Genomic DNA, 17,504 nt, shown 5'->3' on the forward strand with positions numbered 1-17,504 from the left:
ATAATTTCGTTAAATTTAATGGCTAAACCTACTCTATGAAACATAAATTTCCCCTATTGTTATTACTGATGCTATTTACTTGTATAGCTTATGCCCAAAAAACAAAAGCCAAGAATAATTTTATACTAAAAGGTAGCACTACCGACCGTAAAACCCATACTGTATGGTTAACATATACTATTGGAAACCAAAGACTAAAGCGTAAAGCTTTTGTAAAAAAAGGTTCTTTTTCTTTCACCGGCTTTATCCCCAGTCCGCTTTATGCCGAATTTTATTTTAATAGCAAGCCGCTTTCAAATCACGACTGGGGTATAAATGAAGTGTTTTTAACTCCGGGGAATATGACCATTGCACTTACAGGCGATAGTACTACCAATGCTGTAATTACAGGGTCGGCCATGCAGGACGATTGGTTTAAAATAGAAAAACAAAAGCAATATATAAAAAAAGCTAAATATGAAATAAACGGAAAAATGAATGAAATATCAAGAGTTGGCAATACTCCACAAAATCATGCTGCTGTGATGAAGCTGGGTAGCAAACTTGATAAATATAATCGACAGGAAATCGAAATAGACTATAAGTTTATTACCAAAAATCCATCCTCGTATCTAAGTCCATACTTAACCAATTATCACTTTAATGGTATACAAGAGTTGCCGCTTGACTCTGCAACTACTTTCTATAATTCATTTACCGATTCTGTAAAAAACAGCGTTGCAGGTAAAGCCTTGTGCAAAACCATCTCAAAGCACGCAGTTTCGGCACGCGGAGGTATAGCGCCGGCATTTGCCAGGAAAGATGTAGGAGGAAAAACGCTCGATCTGAAATCATTCAGAGGTAAAAACTATGTTTTGCTTTATTTTTGGGCCAGTTTTAGTTTGTATAAAAGTAACGAGGCAACTCACCTGTTAAACCTATATAAAAAATACCATCCTGGTGGATTGGAGATAATAGGCATATCCCTGAACGATAATAATAAAGATTGGAAGAGAGCTATCCAGGAAAATGGATTAGGAAAATGGCATAACATATTAACAAAATATAATGATGGCTTACAGGACCAATACAACGTTACGGGTATGCCGCCCACAGTATTAATTTTGATTGATAAAAAGGGAAATGTTACAGGCCGATATTTGGGCGATCATCCAGCATGGGAAACAAGAGGTGATTGTGATGGTTACATAGATATGCTTGATAAAAAACTTATCGAAGTTTTCGGCAAGTAACACTTAGCATCAGGCGACCTATAATGGTATTTAACTTAGTTTAACTTTATTTAACAACCAGGTATATGAGTTGTTACCAACCATGGTAAGCAAATAAAACCCACCTGCCATACTTAAAAACTTTATTAAAACCGCTTTCCGCAGCCTGTTAAAAACAAAGGATTTTACCAACATTAACATTTTACGGCTGGTCCTGGGGCTGGCAAATTGCCTGCTCATTGTGTTTTACGTGGTTGATGAATCAAGCTACGACAGGTTTAATACCCAAGCCAACCGAATTTACCGTGTAAATATGGATTTAAAATACGGCAGCAACTTGGCTTCATTCGCTATTACCCCACCCGAGCTGGCGGCTACTTTGACTACTGTCCTGTCAGGGTCCTTTTTCAAAGCGACCCTGACGGGACGGGATTTAACAGAACTATGACAAAAGAACACAGTCCGAATATTATTTAGTCAACTTCAGACCTATCAAGCGGTGGTTCCAAAAGAAAATTTCTCCATGCCTCAGTAATTTCTTTGGAATCAGTAGTGGGGATTCTTGGCCAATCATAGCCGGCGCGATTATCATAAAAAACGGTTTCAGTACGCGTAATCTCTATTTGAATTGTTGGAGAGCCATTCTCTCTCAAACCGGAAACACCATTTAATACGTCATAAATGTCCGGAAGTAGACGCTGATCTATTTTATCAGGCTTAATCCAACACATCAGAAAAACGCCCAACGAAAATATATTAACATCTACCACTTTGTGTATTTCCTTACCAAATTGCCCCCTCTCAACGATGACGTTTTCAAATTTAATCCCGTATCGATTTTTTATTGCTTTATTCATGGTACTTTCATTAAGGTTCCCATTTGGGGTTTTAATTTAGAATTATTTTACAAAAATCAGCCTATTTTCCTTTGCCTCCTTGAATAACTAAATATTTAGTTATAGCTTTATCCTATCAACCAATAAAGCTATGATCAGGAATTACCTCAAAACCGCATTCCGTTCCCTATTAAAAAACAAGGGTTTTACTTTTATCAATATTTTAGGGCTGGCACTGGGCCTGGCAACCTGCCTGCTCATTGTGTTGTACGTGGTTGATGAGTTGAGTTACGACAGGTACAACACCAAATATGAACGCATTTACCGGGTAAACACCGATTTAAAATATGGCGGCGTTGTAACTTCATTTGCTATTGCTGCGCCTCCTGTGGGCGATGCTTTAAGAAGCAATTTCCCTGAGGTTGAAAACGCGGTAAGGATTTCGCCAGCATTAAATATCCGCTTTAAAAAAGGCAGCCAGGATATTGCCGAAGATAAAGTGATCTATTGCGACCCATCCCTGTTTTCGATATTTACCCTGCCCATGATTAATGGCGACCCGAAAACCGCGCTTAATGATCCTAACGCTATTGTACTTACCGAATCGTCGGCCATCAAATACTTTAACAAAACCGACGTGGTGGGCCAAACACTCACCATTAATACAGATAGCATCCCGCATAAAATAACCGGGGTTGTTAAAGATGTACCGGTGCAATCGCATTTTACGGCCGGTTTCTTCCTGTCAATTTTGTCGCAGGAGTCATCGCGCGACAAAACTTTTAACCACTTTAGTTTCGGCACCTATATTATGCTGAAGCCAGGTGCAAGCCCTACCCGCCTCGAGGACAAGCTGCCTGCCCTGATGCGCCAATGGCTTAACGGCAGTATGAACATGGATAAATTTGAAAAAGGCGGTAACTATATCCGGCTGAATTTAACGCCGCTAAAAGACATACACCTGCAATCAAACCGCCAGCGCGAGCTGGGGCCAAACGGCAACATTCAGTATGTATATATATTCTCAGCCATTGCATTGTTTATATTGGTGCTGGCCTGTATCAACTTTATGAACCTTTCAACCGCCCGTGCTGCCAACCGTGCCCGCGAAGTTGGGGTGCGCAAAGTACTGGGCTCCTCGCGCTGGGCGCTCATCGTACAGTTCCTGTCCGAATCATTTATTGTTACCCTGGCAGCTACCATTTTGGCGGTGTTAGTGGCATGGACGTTGTTACCTGCATTTAACCAGCTGGCCGGGAAACAGATAACGATAAGCACGCAACTGGTTAGCTGGCTGGTGCCTGCTTTGGCGATTATTATCGTTATTGTTGGTATTGTTTCCGGCTCGTACCCCGCCTTTTTCCTGTCGGCCTTTCATCCTGCCCATGTTTTAAAGGGTAAAATATCAACCGGTTTTAAAGGAGGTATGCTGCGCAGTTTTTTGGTGGTATTCCAGTTTTCGATATCCATTTTCCTGGTCATTGGCACCATGGTAGTTTACAACCAACTCAGGTATATCCAAAATAAAGACCTTGGCTTTAACCGTGACCAGTTACTACTGGTAAAAAATGTAAACGCCTTAAACAATCCGCAGTTGCTAAAACAGCAGGTAAAGCAATTACCTGGCGTGGTTAATGCCACACTTAGCGCCTACTACCCTACCAACACCACCCACTTCCCAAACAGCATCAGCAGCGAACATAAAAGCGGCTTGATGGCCGAATATTGGTCGGTTGATGAAGATTACCTGCATACAATGGGCATGCACCTGTTAACAGGCCGCGGATTTTCGGGCCAGTTCCGTTCCGACTCATCGGGTATGGTTATTAACCAAACGGCTGCCAATATGCTGGGCTTTAATAACAATGCCTTAAACAAAACGCTTACTACCGGGCAGGGGCCAAATGCCAGAACATATCATGTTATTGGTGTGGTAAAAGATTTCAACTTCAGTTCGTTAAGGGATAATATCAGTCCGCTGGTTATGGTGATGGACCAGGATTGGCGGCAGTTGCTTTGCGTTAAAGTGAATACCAAAAACCTGCCGCTTTTTTTAAACCAGGCAGCGCATGAGTGGAAAAAGCTTGCCCCAAACCAGCAATTTGAATACTCATTTATGGATGCCGATTTTGACGCCCTTTACCGCACCGAGCAGCGCATGGGGACCCTGTTCGCAGTATTTACCACCCTTGCCATTATGATAGCCTGCCTGGGTTTATTTGGCCTTGCGGCTTATGCCGCCAGCCAGCGTAACCGCGAAATAGGCATCCGCAAAATATTAGGTGCCGGGGTATTCAGTTTGGTAACCATGCTATCAAAAGATTTCATCAAACTGGTACTCATAGCCATTGCTATTGCCACACCATTAGCCTGGCTGGTAATGCAAAAATGGCTGCAGGGTTATGCTTACCGGCAAAACATCCAATGGTGGGTATTTGTGGTTACCGCGCTGGCGGCTGTTGTAATTGCCATGATAACCGTGAGCTTTCAATCTATCAAAACAGCAATAGCTAATCCTGTGGATAGTTTGAAGGAGGAGGGTTAGTTCATTGGTTCGGTTAGTTCATTGGTTCACTGGTTCATCAGTTCATTGGTGAAAAGCTGGCGAAACTTTGCGGGATATAACATCGGCGGGGTGAGTCGTCGCCAGCGTTCCGCCAAACACTTCATTAAAGTCAACCTGCCCTTACGACCCTACAACTTTAATCCCCTGATTATCTCGTCCGTAGGGTTACCTAAATGGCATTTTTGGTATCAATAGTAACCAAAAAACAAATTAACATCATGAAAACAAAAATTTTTACTGCCCTTGCGGCGGGAGTATTGCTGCTGGGCGCTTGTAAGGGAGGCAGGTCGGGAAATTACGAGGCTGTTAACAGCAGCGGCGCCGATTCGGCTAAGTCAGATAAAGAAACGATGGTCGATACTTCCCTATTTGTACAACCCAAGCTTGTAAAATCGGCCGATATGCGTTTCAAAGTAAAAAACGTACAGCAAACGGCCGAAAAAATAACAGCACTGACGGTTAAACACAACGGCATGGTAATGCATCATCAAATGGAGTCATCGGCCCAGGGTAGCCAGGATTACCGCATCAGTGGCGACTCTGTACGCAGGGTATCGGCATTCAATACCAACGAAGATATGACCATTAAAGTCCCCTCAGATAAGCTGGAGGATTTTATGTACCAGGTGGCCCATATGGGTACGCATGTTGCCCTCAGCAAAATGGATATTGAAGATAAATCGCTCGATTACTTATCTGCAAAACTAAAACTGAAGAGCCGTAAAGAATTGGTAGATCAACAAAAGAAAGGCAAGGTGACCATCAAAAATCCACTGAATGTATTATTGTTAAAGGATGATATGGTAGATGGGCAAATTGATAACCTTAAAATAGATGCTGCCGTTAAGTTCAGCGTAATTAACCTTAACTTTTATGAAAGCAATACCATCATCCAGGAAACCATCGCCAATGATGATCCGGCCGCATATCAGCTTCCCTTCGGCAAACGCCTGTACAATTCCCTGGCTTATGGCTGGTTTATGTTTACCGAGTTAATTTTAGCGCTTACCAATCTTTGGGTATTTGTTTTAGTCGCGATAGGCATATGGATGTTATTCAGATATTATAAAAGAAAACACCCGGCTTTTTTAGGTGCGATAAAACCCTGAGTAGTATTTTCATTCCTTTCGGGAACGTTGACGAAGGGTATTGAAAATGGTTTGGAGCAGATTATGGTTAGATAATACCCATGAGCGGGTGAGTCTTTAACCAACGCCCAGCTAATCATCATAACTTACTGATTTTCTTAAACATAAGGGTCACCTAAATACCCTTTTTGGTATCAATAGTAACCAAAAAACAAATTAACATCATGAAAACAAAAATTTTTACTGCCCTCGCGGCGGGAGTATTGCTGCTGGGCGCTTGTAAGGGATCTGGCGGAAGTTACGACAACGAAAAAAGCACTAATAGCGCAGATACGGTCAGCGCATCGCCTGCTGCAGTTGCGGCCCAAACCGACAAACTTGACGATGCTAAGCTGGTTAAAACGGCCGATATGCGTGTAAAAGTAAAAGATGTTGGCAAAGCCACAGAAACGGTTACCGCCTTAACTGCAAAATATGGGGGCATGGTAATCCATCACCAAATGCAAACAACAAATGAAGGCAGCCAGGACCTTAGCGTCGGTAATGATTCTGTGATGCACATTTCTTCGTTCAGCAGCGTTGCCGATATGACAGTCAACGTTCCTCCAAATCACCTGGAAGATTTCATGAACCAGGTTGCCCAGATAGGGCTATATGTGGAGAACAGGAAAATGAACATCGAAGATAAATCTCTTGATTACTTGTCATCAAAGCTTAAGCGCGAAAACAGGGAAAATGCGGTGAAGCAGGAGGCTAACACCGGTGAAAAGATCGACCCGGAAAAACAACTCACGGCTAAAGATGACATTGTCGACAGAAAAATTGCTAACCTTAAAACAGACCAGGATGTAAAGTTTAGTACCGTAATATTAAGTTTTTACCAAAGCAGAACGGTATTAAAAGAGGTATTACCAAGTAATGATGCATCAGCATATCAGCTGCCTGCTTCTAAACGTTTGGTTAGCGCATTAATTTATGGATGGTCGCTTTTTATCAATCTGGCCGTTGGTTTCGCCAATATCTGGGTCTTCATTTTAGCAGCCATCGGCTTGTGGCTATTGTACAGGTATTATAAACGAAAACACCCGGCATTTTTCGGCACTATAAAATCATAAAAATTTAGTAGCATTTTCGGTAAACATTTCTATTTTTGCGGTACAAAAAATATCGGTATCATGGAGTCAATGGAAAACGCTAACGCAGAGAAACATTACAAACTATTAGTTGTCGCAATCATCATAGGCATTTTTGGTGTATTTATCCGTTTTGCAGGCGATGAAAACTCAGCTTATTTCTCATGGATAGCCAACGCAGCATTGTTAATTGGTACCCTGATAGCTTTAAAAGCTGTTTTCGCAATAATGAAGTAAAGCCCCCCGGCCCCCTGAAGGGGGAGTTTGGGAAATCATATTATAAAAGCCCTGTCCATTTTGGTCGGGGCTTTTTTGGTTCAAAGCATTACGTTTAAAATTATTTTGATCAAAAACAAAATGTCATTTCGACGAACCTAAAGGGGTTTGCGCGCAGGGGGTGAGGAGAAATCTTTTACGCCCTGCAATCAAGGTAGACCGTCGGATTCCAGGGCGTAAAAGATTTCTCTTTCGCGCTCCCCGCAACTCCCCCCGCGTGCTCTATCGAAATGACATTTTTATCTGATAAAAGCAAGTCAAAAGCTTCCTCTTCAGGGGGCTGGGGGGACCTACTTCGGCCTATACTTTGATTCATTTAATATTTTCTGCGCATCCTTATTGGCCATCAGCTGTTGCAGGGTAACTTCGGGATGTTTATCCATATAGGCACGTACAATTTGCCAGCCCGTCCATACGGCAAGTTTGGGGGCCGATTCATTGCGTTCGCCAAGGCCGGGAGTGAAAGGAGCTTCGGTAAGGTATTTTTGAATTTTGGGATAGTCGGTTTCATACAACAGGTTCTCGTCCAAAAAGTAAGCCCATATCTTCGGCTCAAAATCGGTACACCATTTTAGCTGGTCGCGGGTGTAGCTTATTTTCAGGGTATCGCCGGCATTGGGCAAAATTTTGTCCATAAAATACATGATTTTGCCGTTGTAAATCATTTTTGTTAAAAGTGATTTATCGTCATCACTCTCGGGGAACATATCTTCGCGGGCAATGCCTTCAACCACGCGTGGTGTAATATTTTCGGGCGTAAAGTGCCTTGATAAATAATGCGGGAACGCGCTGGTGATGGAAGGATAAAATCGCGAATTGGCGCCCAAAAACAAATCGAGCCCGATAGCAAAATACCCATCGCCTATAGATGTTTGCGCCTGGAAGCCCGAAAAGTAGCTGTAAACCCTTGGAATCCTTTTTTGCGGATAATAATATTTAATATGCTTAAATGCATCGGTAAGTTCGGCTTCCTGCTTATCCAGTTTGGGGTAAGTAGCCTCCACATCGTGCCTCAGGTCGTTATAGGCTTTGTTGGCAAACACGTTGCGCAGGGTTTTAAAATATGCGGTATCCCTAATGCTGCCCACCGGTAAAATACGCTCAATAAAATCCTGGTAAAATACTTTATACTTATTATGCAGGTGAATAGCCTGCTGCGCCATGGGCTGGGTGCGCATGGCGTCAAAATCCTGGTCAAAGCGTTCAATCTTCACCTCAAGGTCAATATTACTTACATCAACCTTTTTGTTGCGCCCGCAGGCCGACAATATCAGACCGATAAAAAAAATTAAGTAAATTTGTTTTGCTTTATACCGGGTAGTTATCATATTTATCCTTTGAGCAAAAATAATTTTTATTTGCATTAATACGTTACTATACCATCCATGAAAATTGCATTAGCCCAGCTTAACTATCATATAGGTAACTTCGAATCGAACACGGCCAAAATAATTGACCATATACTAAAAGCAAAGCAAAACGGCGCCGACCTGGTGGTTTTTGCCGAATTATGCGTGTGCGGCTATCCGGCCCGTGATTTCCTGGAATTTGACGAGTTTATTGGCCTGTGCGAAGAATCGGCAAAAAAAATAGCTGGGGTATGTATTGATATAGCCTGTATTATTGGCCTGCCAACATTTAATAATAAAACCGAGGGCAAGGATTTAAATAATTCGGCCTATTTTATTGAAGATGGTAAGGTTAAAGCCGTAGTAAATAAAGCGCTATTGCCCAATTATGATGTATTTGACGAATATCGCTATTTTGAACCATCAACCGATTTTAACTGTATTGAATTTAAAGGCAAAAAAATAGCGCTTACCATTTGTGAAGACTTGTGGAACACGATTGAAAACCCATTATACATCACCCGCCCTATGGATATTCTGATCCATCAGCAGCCTGATGTAATGATTAATATCGCGGCATCGCCATTTGCCTATAACCATGATGAAACGCGGATTGCTATTTTAAGCGATAACGCCAGCCGTTACAAGCTGCCCCTTTTATATATCAATAATATAGGCGCACAAACCGAACTGATTTTTGACGGCGGATCGCTGGTGTTTGATAATGCGGGCACGCTGATAGATGAAATGCCTTATTTTGAAGAAAGCACGGCTTACTATACCCTTAATGATGATAATACCATCAGCTTTGAGCATCCAACAACCATGAAAACAGATAGGCCTGGCGATATTGAACAAATTCACCAGGGCATTGTATTAGGCATCCGCGATTATTTTTATAAATCGGGCTTTAAGCAGGCTATTTTAGGCCTGTCTGGCGGTATCGATTCAGCCGTGGTTTGCGCACTTGCTGCCGAGGCATTAGGCGCTCAAAATGTAATGGCTGTTTTGCTGCCATCCCGTTTTTCAACCGATCATTCGCTGAAAGACGCCGAAGACCTGGTGGCTAACCTGGGTTGTAAAAGCGAGACCATCGCCATAAAGGATATTACCCAGGCTATAGAAACATCGCTGCACCCGCAGTTTAAAAACCTTCCGTTTAACATTGCCGAAGAGAATATCCAATCGCGCAGCAGGGCTATATTGTTAATGGCCATGTGCAATAAGTTTGGCTATATACTACTTAATACCAGCAATAAAAGCGAAGCAGCTGTGGGCTACGGTACTTTATACGGCGATATGTGCGGCGGCATTTCTGTTATAGGCGATGTATACAAAACCCAGGTATTTGCCCTGGCCCGCCATATTAATAAAGATAAAGAGATCATCCCGATAAACTCCATCGTAAAACCGCCATCGGCCGAGTTAAGGCCCGATCAAAAGGATACAGATTCGCTGCCAGAATACGACATACTGGATAAGATATTGGAAGAATATATTGAATACCGCCGCTCATCTGCCGAGATCATTAAAATGGGTTACGATGAAGCAACCGTTCGAAGGGTGATCAAGCTCACCAACTCCGCCGAACATAAGCGCTACCAAACCCCGCCGATATTACGGGTATCGCCCAAGGCGTTTGGCATGGGCCGCAGAATGCCGATAGTAGGGAAATATCTTTCCTGATATAGTATCAAGTAGTTAGTATCAAGTATCAAGACAGCTGCGGATTAATTTAAAAGCCCTTTGTTTGAAAGTCAAAAATCTTGATACTTGATACTAAATACTTGATACTAAAAATGCTATATTTCAAGCCTATGAATAAGCGATACGCCGCGATATGTACTTCTTTTTTTCTGCTGTGTATTGCAGTTCAAACATTTGCCCAGCAACCGCTGGTTAGCGATGCAAAAAAAGCCGAATTAAGCAGCTTTTCTTCGCAATTGAGGAGTACATTCATTGTAAATAAGCAACAGGCCCTTTCATTGGCGGCGCAAAAAGGCTGGCCGGTTACACGCCGGTCGCGCAATGGCAACCACGTGTTTTTACAGGGCGTAAACAGCCTTGGTTTTCCTATATATCTTACCACGCACAACAATACAACGGCCGCGGCTACAACAGGAACCAACGCCGTACAGCCAGGCGGCTCATTAGGGTTAAATCTTTCAGGATCGGGCAGCAACCTTGTTGGTAAACTGGCCATTTGGGATGGCGGTTCGGTTTATACCGCGCACCAGGAATTTGCGGGCAAAGCCATCACCATAAAAGATGGCGCTTCGGTGCTTGACCATACTACGCATGTGGCCGGCACCATGATTGCCAAAGGTGTTTACGCACCGGCAAAAGGTATGGCGTTTAACGCCAGCAGCCTGTTATCATGGGATTTTGATAACGATGTAGCTGAAATGAGCGGCGCGGCAGCAGGCTTGTTATTATCAAACCATTCTTATGGCGATGTTGCCGGTTGGGATTACAACAGCGATGCCAGCCGCTGGGAGTGGTACGGCTTGCCGGGCGATACCGTTGATTACACTTTTGGGTTTTACGATACCCGTGCCCAATCATGGGATAAAATAGCCTACACGGCCCCCTATTATCTTATTGTAGAATCAGCAGGTAACAGCAGGGCCAGCAACGGGCCGGCCATAGGTACAACCTACTACGGCTACCGCAGCCGCACCGATCAAACCATTGTAAACAAAGGCGCCCGCCCCACAACCATAAGCGACAACAGCGGCTATGACATCATCAGCACTACAGGCAACGCTAAAAACACACTGACGGTTGGCGCGGTAAATCCGCTGCCATCGGGCCCTACCAACAGGAGCGACGTGAGTATTGCCTATTTTAGCAGCTGGGGCCCTACGGATGATGGCCGCATTAAGCCGGATATTGTGGGCGATGGGGTTAATGTAACTTCGGTTGGGATAGACAACCCTACATCGTACCTTACCTTATCGGGCACCTCAATGGCTGCACCAAATATCACCGGCTCGTTGTATTTGTTGCAGGAGTATTATTCGCAAAAAAACAGCGGAAGTTTCATGAAGTCGGCCACGCTGAAAGGGCTGGTTTGCCATACCGCTTTTGATGCCGGCAACGTTGGGCCCGATTATATTTACGGTTGGGGATTGCTTGATATGCCAAGAGCAGCACAGGCCATTACCGACAATGGCATTAAAAGCATGGTAAAGGAAAACTCGCTTGCCCAGGGCCAAACCCAAACATTTAATGTACTGGCATCTGGCGCCAACGCCTTGATTGCCACCATTGCCTGGACGGATCCGCAGGGAACAGTTTTGCCCGATGGCACCATCAACAGCCGCACTCCAAAACTTATTAACGACCTGGATATTAAAGTAAGCGATGGCACCACCACTTACAATGCCTGGGTTTTAGATCCCGACCATCCATCGACAGCTGCAACCACCGGCAACAACATTAGGGATAATGTAGAGCAGGTATATATTGCCAATACCATACCCGGCAAGGCTTACACCATCACTATATCGCACAAAGGCACTTTAACATCCGGCCCGCAGGCTTATTCACTTATAGTTACCGGGATGGGCGGCACAGCGTATTGCTCTTCGGCACCTCTAAGTAATGCCGATTCGCGTATAGAAAATGTTAAGCTGGCTAATATTGACAACAGCCCGGCAGCGGGTTGCAAAAGCTATTCTGATTATACCAATTTAACCGTTCAGCTTGAGCAGGATAAATCGTACCCGCTTAGCCTTACACTGGGCACCTGCGGCAGCAACTTCAATAAAGCAGCCAAGGTTTTTATTGACTATAACGAGAACGGCGTTTTTGAAGATACCGAACTTGTAGCAACCACCAGCATTATAAATGGCACCGGCACCTACAATACAACCATCAAAATACCGGCAAACGTTGCAGCCGGAACTTATAGCCTGATGCGTGTAGTACTTAGCGAAACCAATAGTGCTGCAAATATTACAGCCTGCGGCAGCTATGCCAAAGGCGAAACGCAGGACTACCGGGTGCAGTTTTTACAAACCAGTATTGATGCCGGCGTGCTATCTATAATTAACCCGGGGTCAAGCGGGGCATGTTCGGCAAGTACACCGGTTACCCTCGCGGTTAAAAACTTTGGCAGCGCGGCTATTACCAACATTCCATTAACCGTAAAAATAACTGCTGCCGATAATACCGTAACTACATTTACCGGTACTTATACAGGCACCCTTGCCCCCGGCGATCAGGATAACTTTACCTTCGCCCAAAACTTTAATGCCCTGGCCGGCGCCACTTATACCATAACGGCCATCAGCAATTTAACCGGCGATCCTGTAAAAACCAACGATACCGTTACCACAACCATCGTCATCAACACACCATCGGCAATAGGCGATTTAAGTGCCTATTATTGTACCGATACCAAACAATACCAACTATTAGGGCAGGGCGATGGCACCATGCTTTGGTATCAAAACATTAACGATGCTATACCCATTGCGGCAGGCAGCCCTGCCAATACCACGGCAACTCCTGTAAACAATACCTTTTATGCAGGTGTAAATGATTTTAAGGGGACAGTTGGGCCAGCAACAAAAAACGTTTTTACGGGTGGCGGGTATAACCAATTTACGCCATCGGTGATTGTTAACACTAAAGTTCCGGTGGTTATTCAGTCGGCACGTTTGTATATTGGCAATTCGGGCAAAATAACATTTAACGTAAGCAACAGCAGCGGGCAGGTTGTGGCCACTACAACTATCAACGCACAGGCCACCCGCACCACCCCCCTACCCGGCGCACAGGCCGATGACCCGGCCGACCAGGGCAAAGTATATGACCTTAACCTGGAGCTGCCGGCAGCCGGTAATTACTTAATATCTATTGCCTATGATAACACGGCCACCATATACCGTAATAATGCAGGCGTAACAAGTTATCCTTTTAGCATCGGCAACATCTTCAGCATCCTTGGTAACGACGCCACCGGTGATAATGCCGCCGACACCAATTATTATAAAGGTTTCTATTACTATTTTTATGATATGAAGGTACAAAGCCTGGGCTGTGCTTCGGCGGCGCGTAAAGCGGTTACCTTAACCAAACCTGTTATTGTGCAAAGCAACAATACCTTAAACTCCAGCTTTACAACAGGCAACCAGTGGCTGTTAAACGGCAAGCCCATACAGGGTGCCACCGGCGCTACGTTTGACCCATTGCAAAGCGGGAATTACCAGGTTGTTGATACGCTTGCCAGCGGCTGCGCGGTAATATCGGATGTATTTGCCTATGCCCGCACGGCAACCAATGTTGATAAATCTACCGATATTGGTTTAACCGTTTTCCCGGTACCGGCAAGCACCAACCTGTATGTGGTTTTTAAAGCCAATGCCGCTACAGATCTTGACTTATCACTTATTAACTCAGTAGGGCAAACCATAGTTTCCGAAAAGCAAAGCATCCCGCAAGGCAATTTCAGCACAGTAATGAATGTAACAGGCGTGCAGCCCGGTGTGTATATATTAAGGGCCACACTGGGCAGCAAGGCTTATGCTAAGAAGGTGATTGTGGTGCATTAAGCCTCACCTAAACAGCGTAGCTATCATGAGTGCCAAAACAAATTTAAAATGCGAATAATCCTCTCCAAAAGAGAGGACTTTTGATTTGCGTGATGGCGAATTCCAAGAACCCTCTCTTTTGGAGAGGGCTTTGGATTTGCGTAATGGCAAATTTCGAGGTATTTAATTGAACATTCAAGAACCCTCTCCTTTGGGGAGGGCAGGTTGAGGCTCTCTTTACTGAAAAGTATACTTCACGCCAACACCGGGCGCGATATCAAAAAACGGACCGGTAGCTACTTCAAGGCGCGGGTTCAGATCAAGGCTTACGGCAATGGGGCTGTTGGGTATTACCCACTCCAGGCCCGCCACACCATCGGCGCCAAATAAAAGATGCCTGTCTTTATAATATTGGGCATCGCTGCCAAAACGTTTGTAATAACCACTGCCTATCGAGCCTAAGTGACCGCCAAAACCATAAAAAAAGTTTAGCTTATCAACATTAAAAGCACGGGTATGAATTTCGTACAAACCGGTAATTACTATACCATGATCGCGTATGCCCAGGATACCTTCAATAGCCGTAGTCTGGTTCAAAAAATATTTTCCTGATGGGCCTATCTCATAAGCGCCAAACTTTAAACCGGCCGCGGCCTTGTAATCCTGCGCCTGCGAACGCTGGTTTATCAATAAAAACGAAACCGATAACGACAGGATGTAAATGATTTTTTTCATGTAGTAGTTTTAGTAAATGAATTAAACAGGTAATGCAATGACATTTGAATTTAACATAGGTTTAACCATTTTTAGACCCAAATGTTCAGGTAAATAAACGTTCAAATATGCTTTTTATGCTATTTCGGCTTAAAATCGACGCTAAATTGTGCCCAGTCCATTGATTTTCAATCCTAAATAATGAGCTTTTTCCGTGGGTTTTTGCCTATAAATAGGTTACTTTAGTGAAAATAATTTTAGTTGATAATGATATTACACTCCTTTAAAATAAAAAGCAACAAACATCTTGGCCTTGCTATGGCGGTACTTTTGTTTATACCCGCCGGATACGTACATGGGCAATCAGGTATAAGCAATACTGGCCAATACAGTAATGGGATGGTAGTTTGCGCCTATCCCGATGCTTCGCAGGTGGGGGTTGATATTTTAAAGAAAGGCGGCACCGCTGTTGATGCCGCCGTGGCTGTACATTTTGCATTAACCGTTACGCACCCGCAGGCGGGCAATATCGGCGGCGGAGGGTTTATGGTCTTCCGCTCGGGCAAGGGTAAAACCAGCACGCTTGATTTCAGGGAAAAAGGCCCTGGTGCCGCTAGTGCAAATATGTATCTTGATTCGGCAGGGAATGTAATTCCGGATATGAGCCTGTATACCCACCAGGCCTCGGGAGTCCCCGGATCGGTAGATGGGATGGTAACCGCCCACAAAAAATACGGCAAATTGAAATGGGCCGACCTGGTGCAGCCGGCAATTGACCTGGCCCGTAACGGATTTAAAATAACCAAACACCTGGCCAGCGACCTTAACCGCACCCAGGCTCAATTTATAAAACTGAACCCCGGCAAAAACTATCTTTTAAAACAAGGCGGATGGAAAGAAGGCGATGTACTGGTGCAGGAAGACCTTGCCAAAACATTCGAGTTTATCCGCGATAAAGGCCGCGACGGTTTTTATGATGGCGTAGTAGCCAACCAGATTGTTGCCGAAATGAAAAACGGCAGCGGGCTGATGACCAAAGAAGATCTTAAAAATTACCATTCGGTTTGGCGCGAGGCTATAACAGGCAATTACAAGGGCTACAAAATAATTACCATGCCGCCGCCCTCAAGCGGAGGCATTGCGTTACTACAGTTACTTCAATCTGTAGAAAAATATCCTTTAAAACGATGGGGCTATAACCAGGATTCGACCATCAGGTTAATTGTTGAGGCCGAACGCCGGGTGTATGCCGATCGCTCTAAATACCTTGGCGACCCTGATTTTTATAAAGTACCTGTTGATAGCCTGCTTAAACCAGCGTACATCACATCACGAATGAGTAATTTTAGCTGGGATGCAGCCACACCAAGCGCCAGCATAAAACCCGGCACTTTTGTTGGATACGAGAGCGACCAAACCACCCACTACTCGATAGTAGATAAGGATGGTAATGCGGTATCCATCACCACTACGCTAAATGATAGTTTCGGATCTAAAATATTTGTAAACGGCGCGGGTTTCTTATTAAATAATGAAATGGACGATTTTAGCTCGAAACCCGGCGTACCTAACATGTACGGCCTGGTGGGCGGCAAAGCCAACAGCATTCAGCCGGGCAAACGTATGCTATCATCCATGACACCAACCATCATCGAAAAAGACGGCAAGCTGTTTATGGTAGTGGGCACTCCGGGCGGCTCTACCATTATAACCTCTGTTTTTCAAACGATATTGAATGTGATAGAGTTTGACCAAAACATGCAAAAGGCAGTAAGCTCCAAACGTTTCCACTCCCAGTGGTTGCCGGATGAAGTTGTTTTTGAGCGGGATGGCGTTGATAGTGCAACCATATCCAGGCTTGAGGCCAAAGGCTACAAAACAAAACCCACCGGAGGCATAGGCCGCGTAGATGCCATCCTGAAAAAACCATCAGGCTACTACGAAGGCGGCGCTGACCCAAGGGGGGATGATACAACAATGGGATATTAGCGTATTTGTTTTAAGTTGTACGTGATACGTTTACGGTTATCAGGAGGGTAGCTTTCCTTTATCGTAATTGCTCCGCAGAAACAGATAATCGTACGATAAGATAAACGTATAACTTACAACTTATCCAGCACAACACGGTTGAAACGTTTTACGTTGATTAAAGGTGAAGAAAATAAGATGTACTTTCGCAACGTTGTTACAACAGAAACCGTAATTGCTTAGGGAAACCGAAAATAAAAACGTATCACGTACAACGTATAACCTATACTATTAAAGATGCATAAAGGCGTAAAGCACCAGGAAACCATCGATTATTTTTTGAAGATTGTGTGGCAAACCGTGGCCAACAGGTATAACCAGTTGGTTACAGAGTTTGGCATTACACAATCTATCGGCTACCTGTTAATCAATATCGACGAAAACGAAGGCACCACGGTATCGCAGGCGGCAGCTTTACTGGGCCTTAAATCAACCAGTTTGTCAAGGATGCTTAACCAGCTGGAAAAAACCGGGCTTATTTACCGGGAATCAAACCAGGGCGACAAACGCTCGGTAAAAATTTACCTGACCGAACTTGGCAAAGAAAAACGCCACCAGGCCCGCGCCGTAGTAAAACAGTTTAACAATTACCTTAACGAGCACATCAGCGAAGCTGATAAAGAGTACCTTACCGAAATGCTCAAAAAGATCAATAAACTTACCATTAACTATAAACCTTAATTAGTCATTAGTCATTAGTCATTAGTCATTAGTCATTAGTCATTAGTCATTAGTCATTAGTCATTAGTCATTAGTCATTAAG

Annotated in this window: 13 protein-coding genes; 9 read left to right on the plus strand and 4 right to left on the minus strand. The window is 44.0% G+C overall.

The genetic code is table 11. From position 1 onward, the window contains the following. The first annotated feature begins 35 nt into the window (after nucleotides 1-35). Nucleotides 36-1,232, plus strand: coding sequence for a redoxin domain-containing protein (locus AC1DU2_RS04495; protein ID WP_477383002.1), 1,197 nt, complete (start codon nucleotides 36-38; stop codon nucleotides 1,230-1,232). A gap of 30 nt (nucleotides 1,233-1,262) precedes the next feature. Here the strand turns inward: AC1DU2_RS04495 and AC1DU2_RS04500 are convergent, their stop codons facing one another. Further along, the gene (locus tag AC1DU2_RS04500; protein ID WP_477383003.1) at nucleotides 1,263-1,451 is read right to left on the minus strand and encodes a hypothetical protein; all 189 of its coding nucleotides are present in this window, start codon (nucleotides 1,449-1,451) and stop codon (nucleotides 1,263-1,265) included. Between the two features lie 233 nt (nucleotides 1,452-1,684). Then, nucleotides 1,685-2,068 carry a hypothetical protein gene (locus AC1DU2_RS04505; RefSeq protein WP_477383004.1) on the minus strand — a complete coding sequence of 128 codons (384 nt, stop codon included), beginning with the start codon at nucleotides 2,066-2,068 and terminating at the stop codon, nucleotides 1,685-1,687. A gap of 130 nt (nucleotides 2,069-2,198) precedes the next feature. Here AC1DU2_RS04505 and AC1DU2_RS04510 point away from each other — a divergent pair, with 130 nt between their 5' ends. The 4 genes from AC1DU2_RS04510 to AC1DU2_RS04525 all read left to right on the plus strand — a co-directional run bounded on the left by AC1DU2_RS04510 (nucleotide 2,199) and on the right by AC1DU2_RS04525 (nucleotide 7,071). Further along, nucleotides 2,199-4,592 carry an ABC transporter permease gene (locus AC1DU2_RS04510; protein WP_477383005.1) on the plus strand — a complete coding sequence of 798 codons (2,394 nt, stop codon included), beginning with the start codon at nucleotides 2,199-2,201 and terminating at the stop codon, nucleotides 4,590-4,592. A gap of 239 nt (nucleotides 4,593-4,831) precedes the next feature. Continuing rightward, the gene (locus AC1DU2_RS04515) at nucleotides 4,832-5,722 is read left to right on the plus strand and encodes a DUF4349 domain-containing protein (RefSeq protein ID WP_477383006.1); all 891 of its coding nucleotides are present in this window, start codon (nucleotides 4,832-4,834) and stop codon (nucleotides 5,720-5,722) included. 203 nt (nucleotides 5,723-5,925) lie between these two features. Next, a complete protein-coding gene (locus AC1DU2_RS04520; RefSeq protein ID WP_477383007.1) occupies nucleotides 5,926-6,816 on the plus strand; it encodes a DUF4349 domain-containing protein in 891 nt (296 codons plus the stop codon). 60 nt (nucleotides 6,817-6,876) lie between these two features. Then, on the plus strand, nucleotides 6,877-7,071 hold the full coding sequence (locus tag AC1DU2_RS04525) for a hypothetical protein (protein ID WP_090651678.1): 195 nt from the start codon (nucleotides 6,877-6,879) through the stop codon (nucleotides 7,069-7,071). 329 nt (nucleotides 7,072-7,400) lie between these two features. On the opposite strand, the gene gldB is transcribed toward AC1DU2_RS04525, so the two are convergent. Beyond that, nucleotides 7,401-8,438 carry a gliding motility lipoprotein GldB gene (gene gldB, locus AC1DU2_RS04530; RefSeq protein WP_477383008.1) on the minus strand — a complete coding sequence of 346 codons (1,038 nt, stop codon included), beginning with the start codon at nucleotides 8,436-8,438 and terminating at the stop codon, nucleotides 7,401-7,403. Nucleotides 8,439-8,495: 57 nt separating this feature from the next. Here gldB and AC1DU2_RS04535 point away from each other — a divergent pair, with 57 nt between their 5' ends. Further along, complete coding sequence (locus AC1DU2_RS04535) at nucleotides 8,496-10,145, plus strand: NAD+ synthase (protein ID WP_477361100.1); 1,650 nt, start codon at nucleotides 8,496-8,498, stop codon at nucleotides 10,143-10,145. 131 nt (nucleotides 10,146-10,276) lie between these two features. Next, entirely contained in the window at nucleotides 10,277-14,020 is a 3,744-nt protein-coding gene (locus tag AC1DU2_RS04540; protein WP_477383009.1) for a S8 family serine peptidase, read from the plus strand. A gap of 216 nt (nucleotides 14,021-14,236) precedes the next feature. On the opposite strand, the gene AC1DU2_RS04545 is transcribed toward AC1DU2_RS04540, so the two are convergent. Next, nucleotides 14,237-14,734 carry a hypothetical protein gene (locus AC1DU2_RS04545; RefSeq protein ID WP_147056004.1) on the minus strand — a complete coding sequence of 166 codons (498 nt, stop codon included), beginning with the start codon at nucleotides 14,732-14,734 and terminating at the stop codon, nucleotides 14,237-14,239. 246 nt (nucleotides 14,735-14,980) lie between these two features. Between AC1DU2_RS04545 and ggt the strand changes: the two genes are divergently transcribed. Together ggt and AC1DU2_RS04555 are read left to right on the plus strand one after the other, a co-directional pair. Next, the gene (gene ggt / locus AC1DU2_RS04550) at nucleotides 14,981-16,702 is read left to right on the plus strand and encodes a gamma-glutamyltransferase (protein WP_477383010.1); all 1,722 of its coding nucleotides are present in this window, start codon (nucleotides 14,981-14,983) and stop codon (nucleotides 16,700-16,702) included. A 276-nt stretch (nucleotides 16,703-16,978) separates the two neighbouring features. Then, nucleotides 16,979-17,422 (plus strand): MarR family winged helix-turn-helix transcriptional regulator, encoded by a 444-nt coding sequence (locus tag AC1DU2_RS04555; RefSeq protein ID WP_147056003.1) that lies wholly within the window; start codon nucleotides 16,979-16,981, stop codon nucleotides 17,420-17,422. Nucleotides 17,423-17,504: the final 82 nt, after the last annotated feature.

It is taken from the genome of Mucilaginibacter sp. P4_C11, from assembly GCF_056402115.1.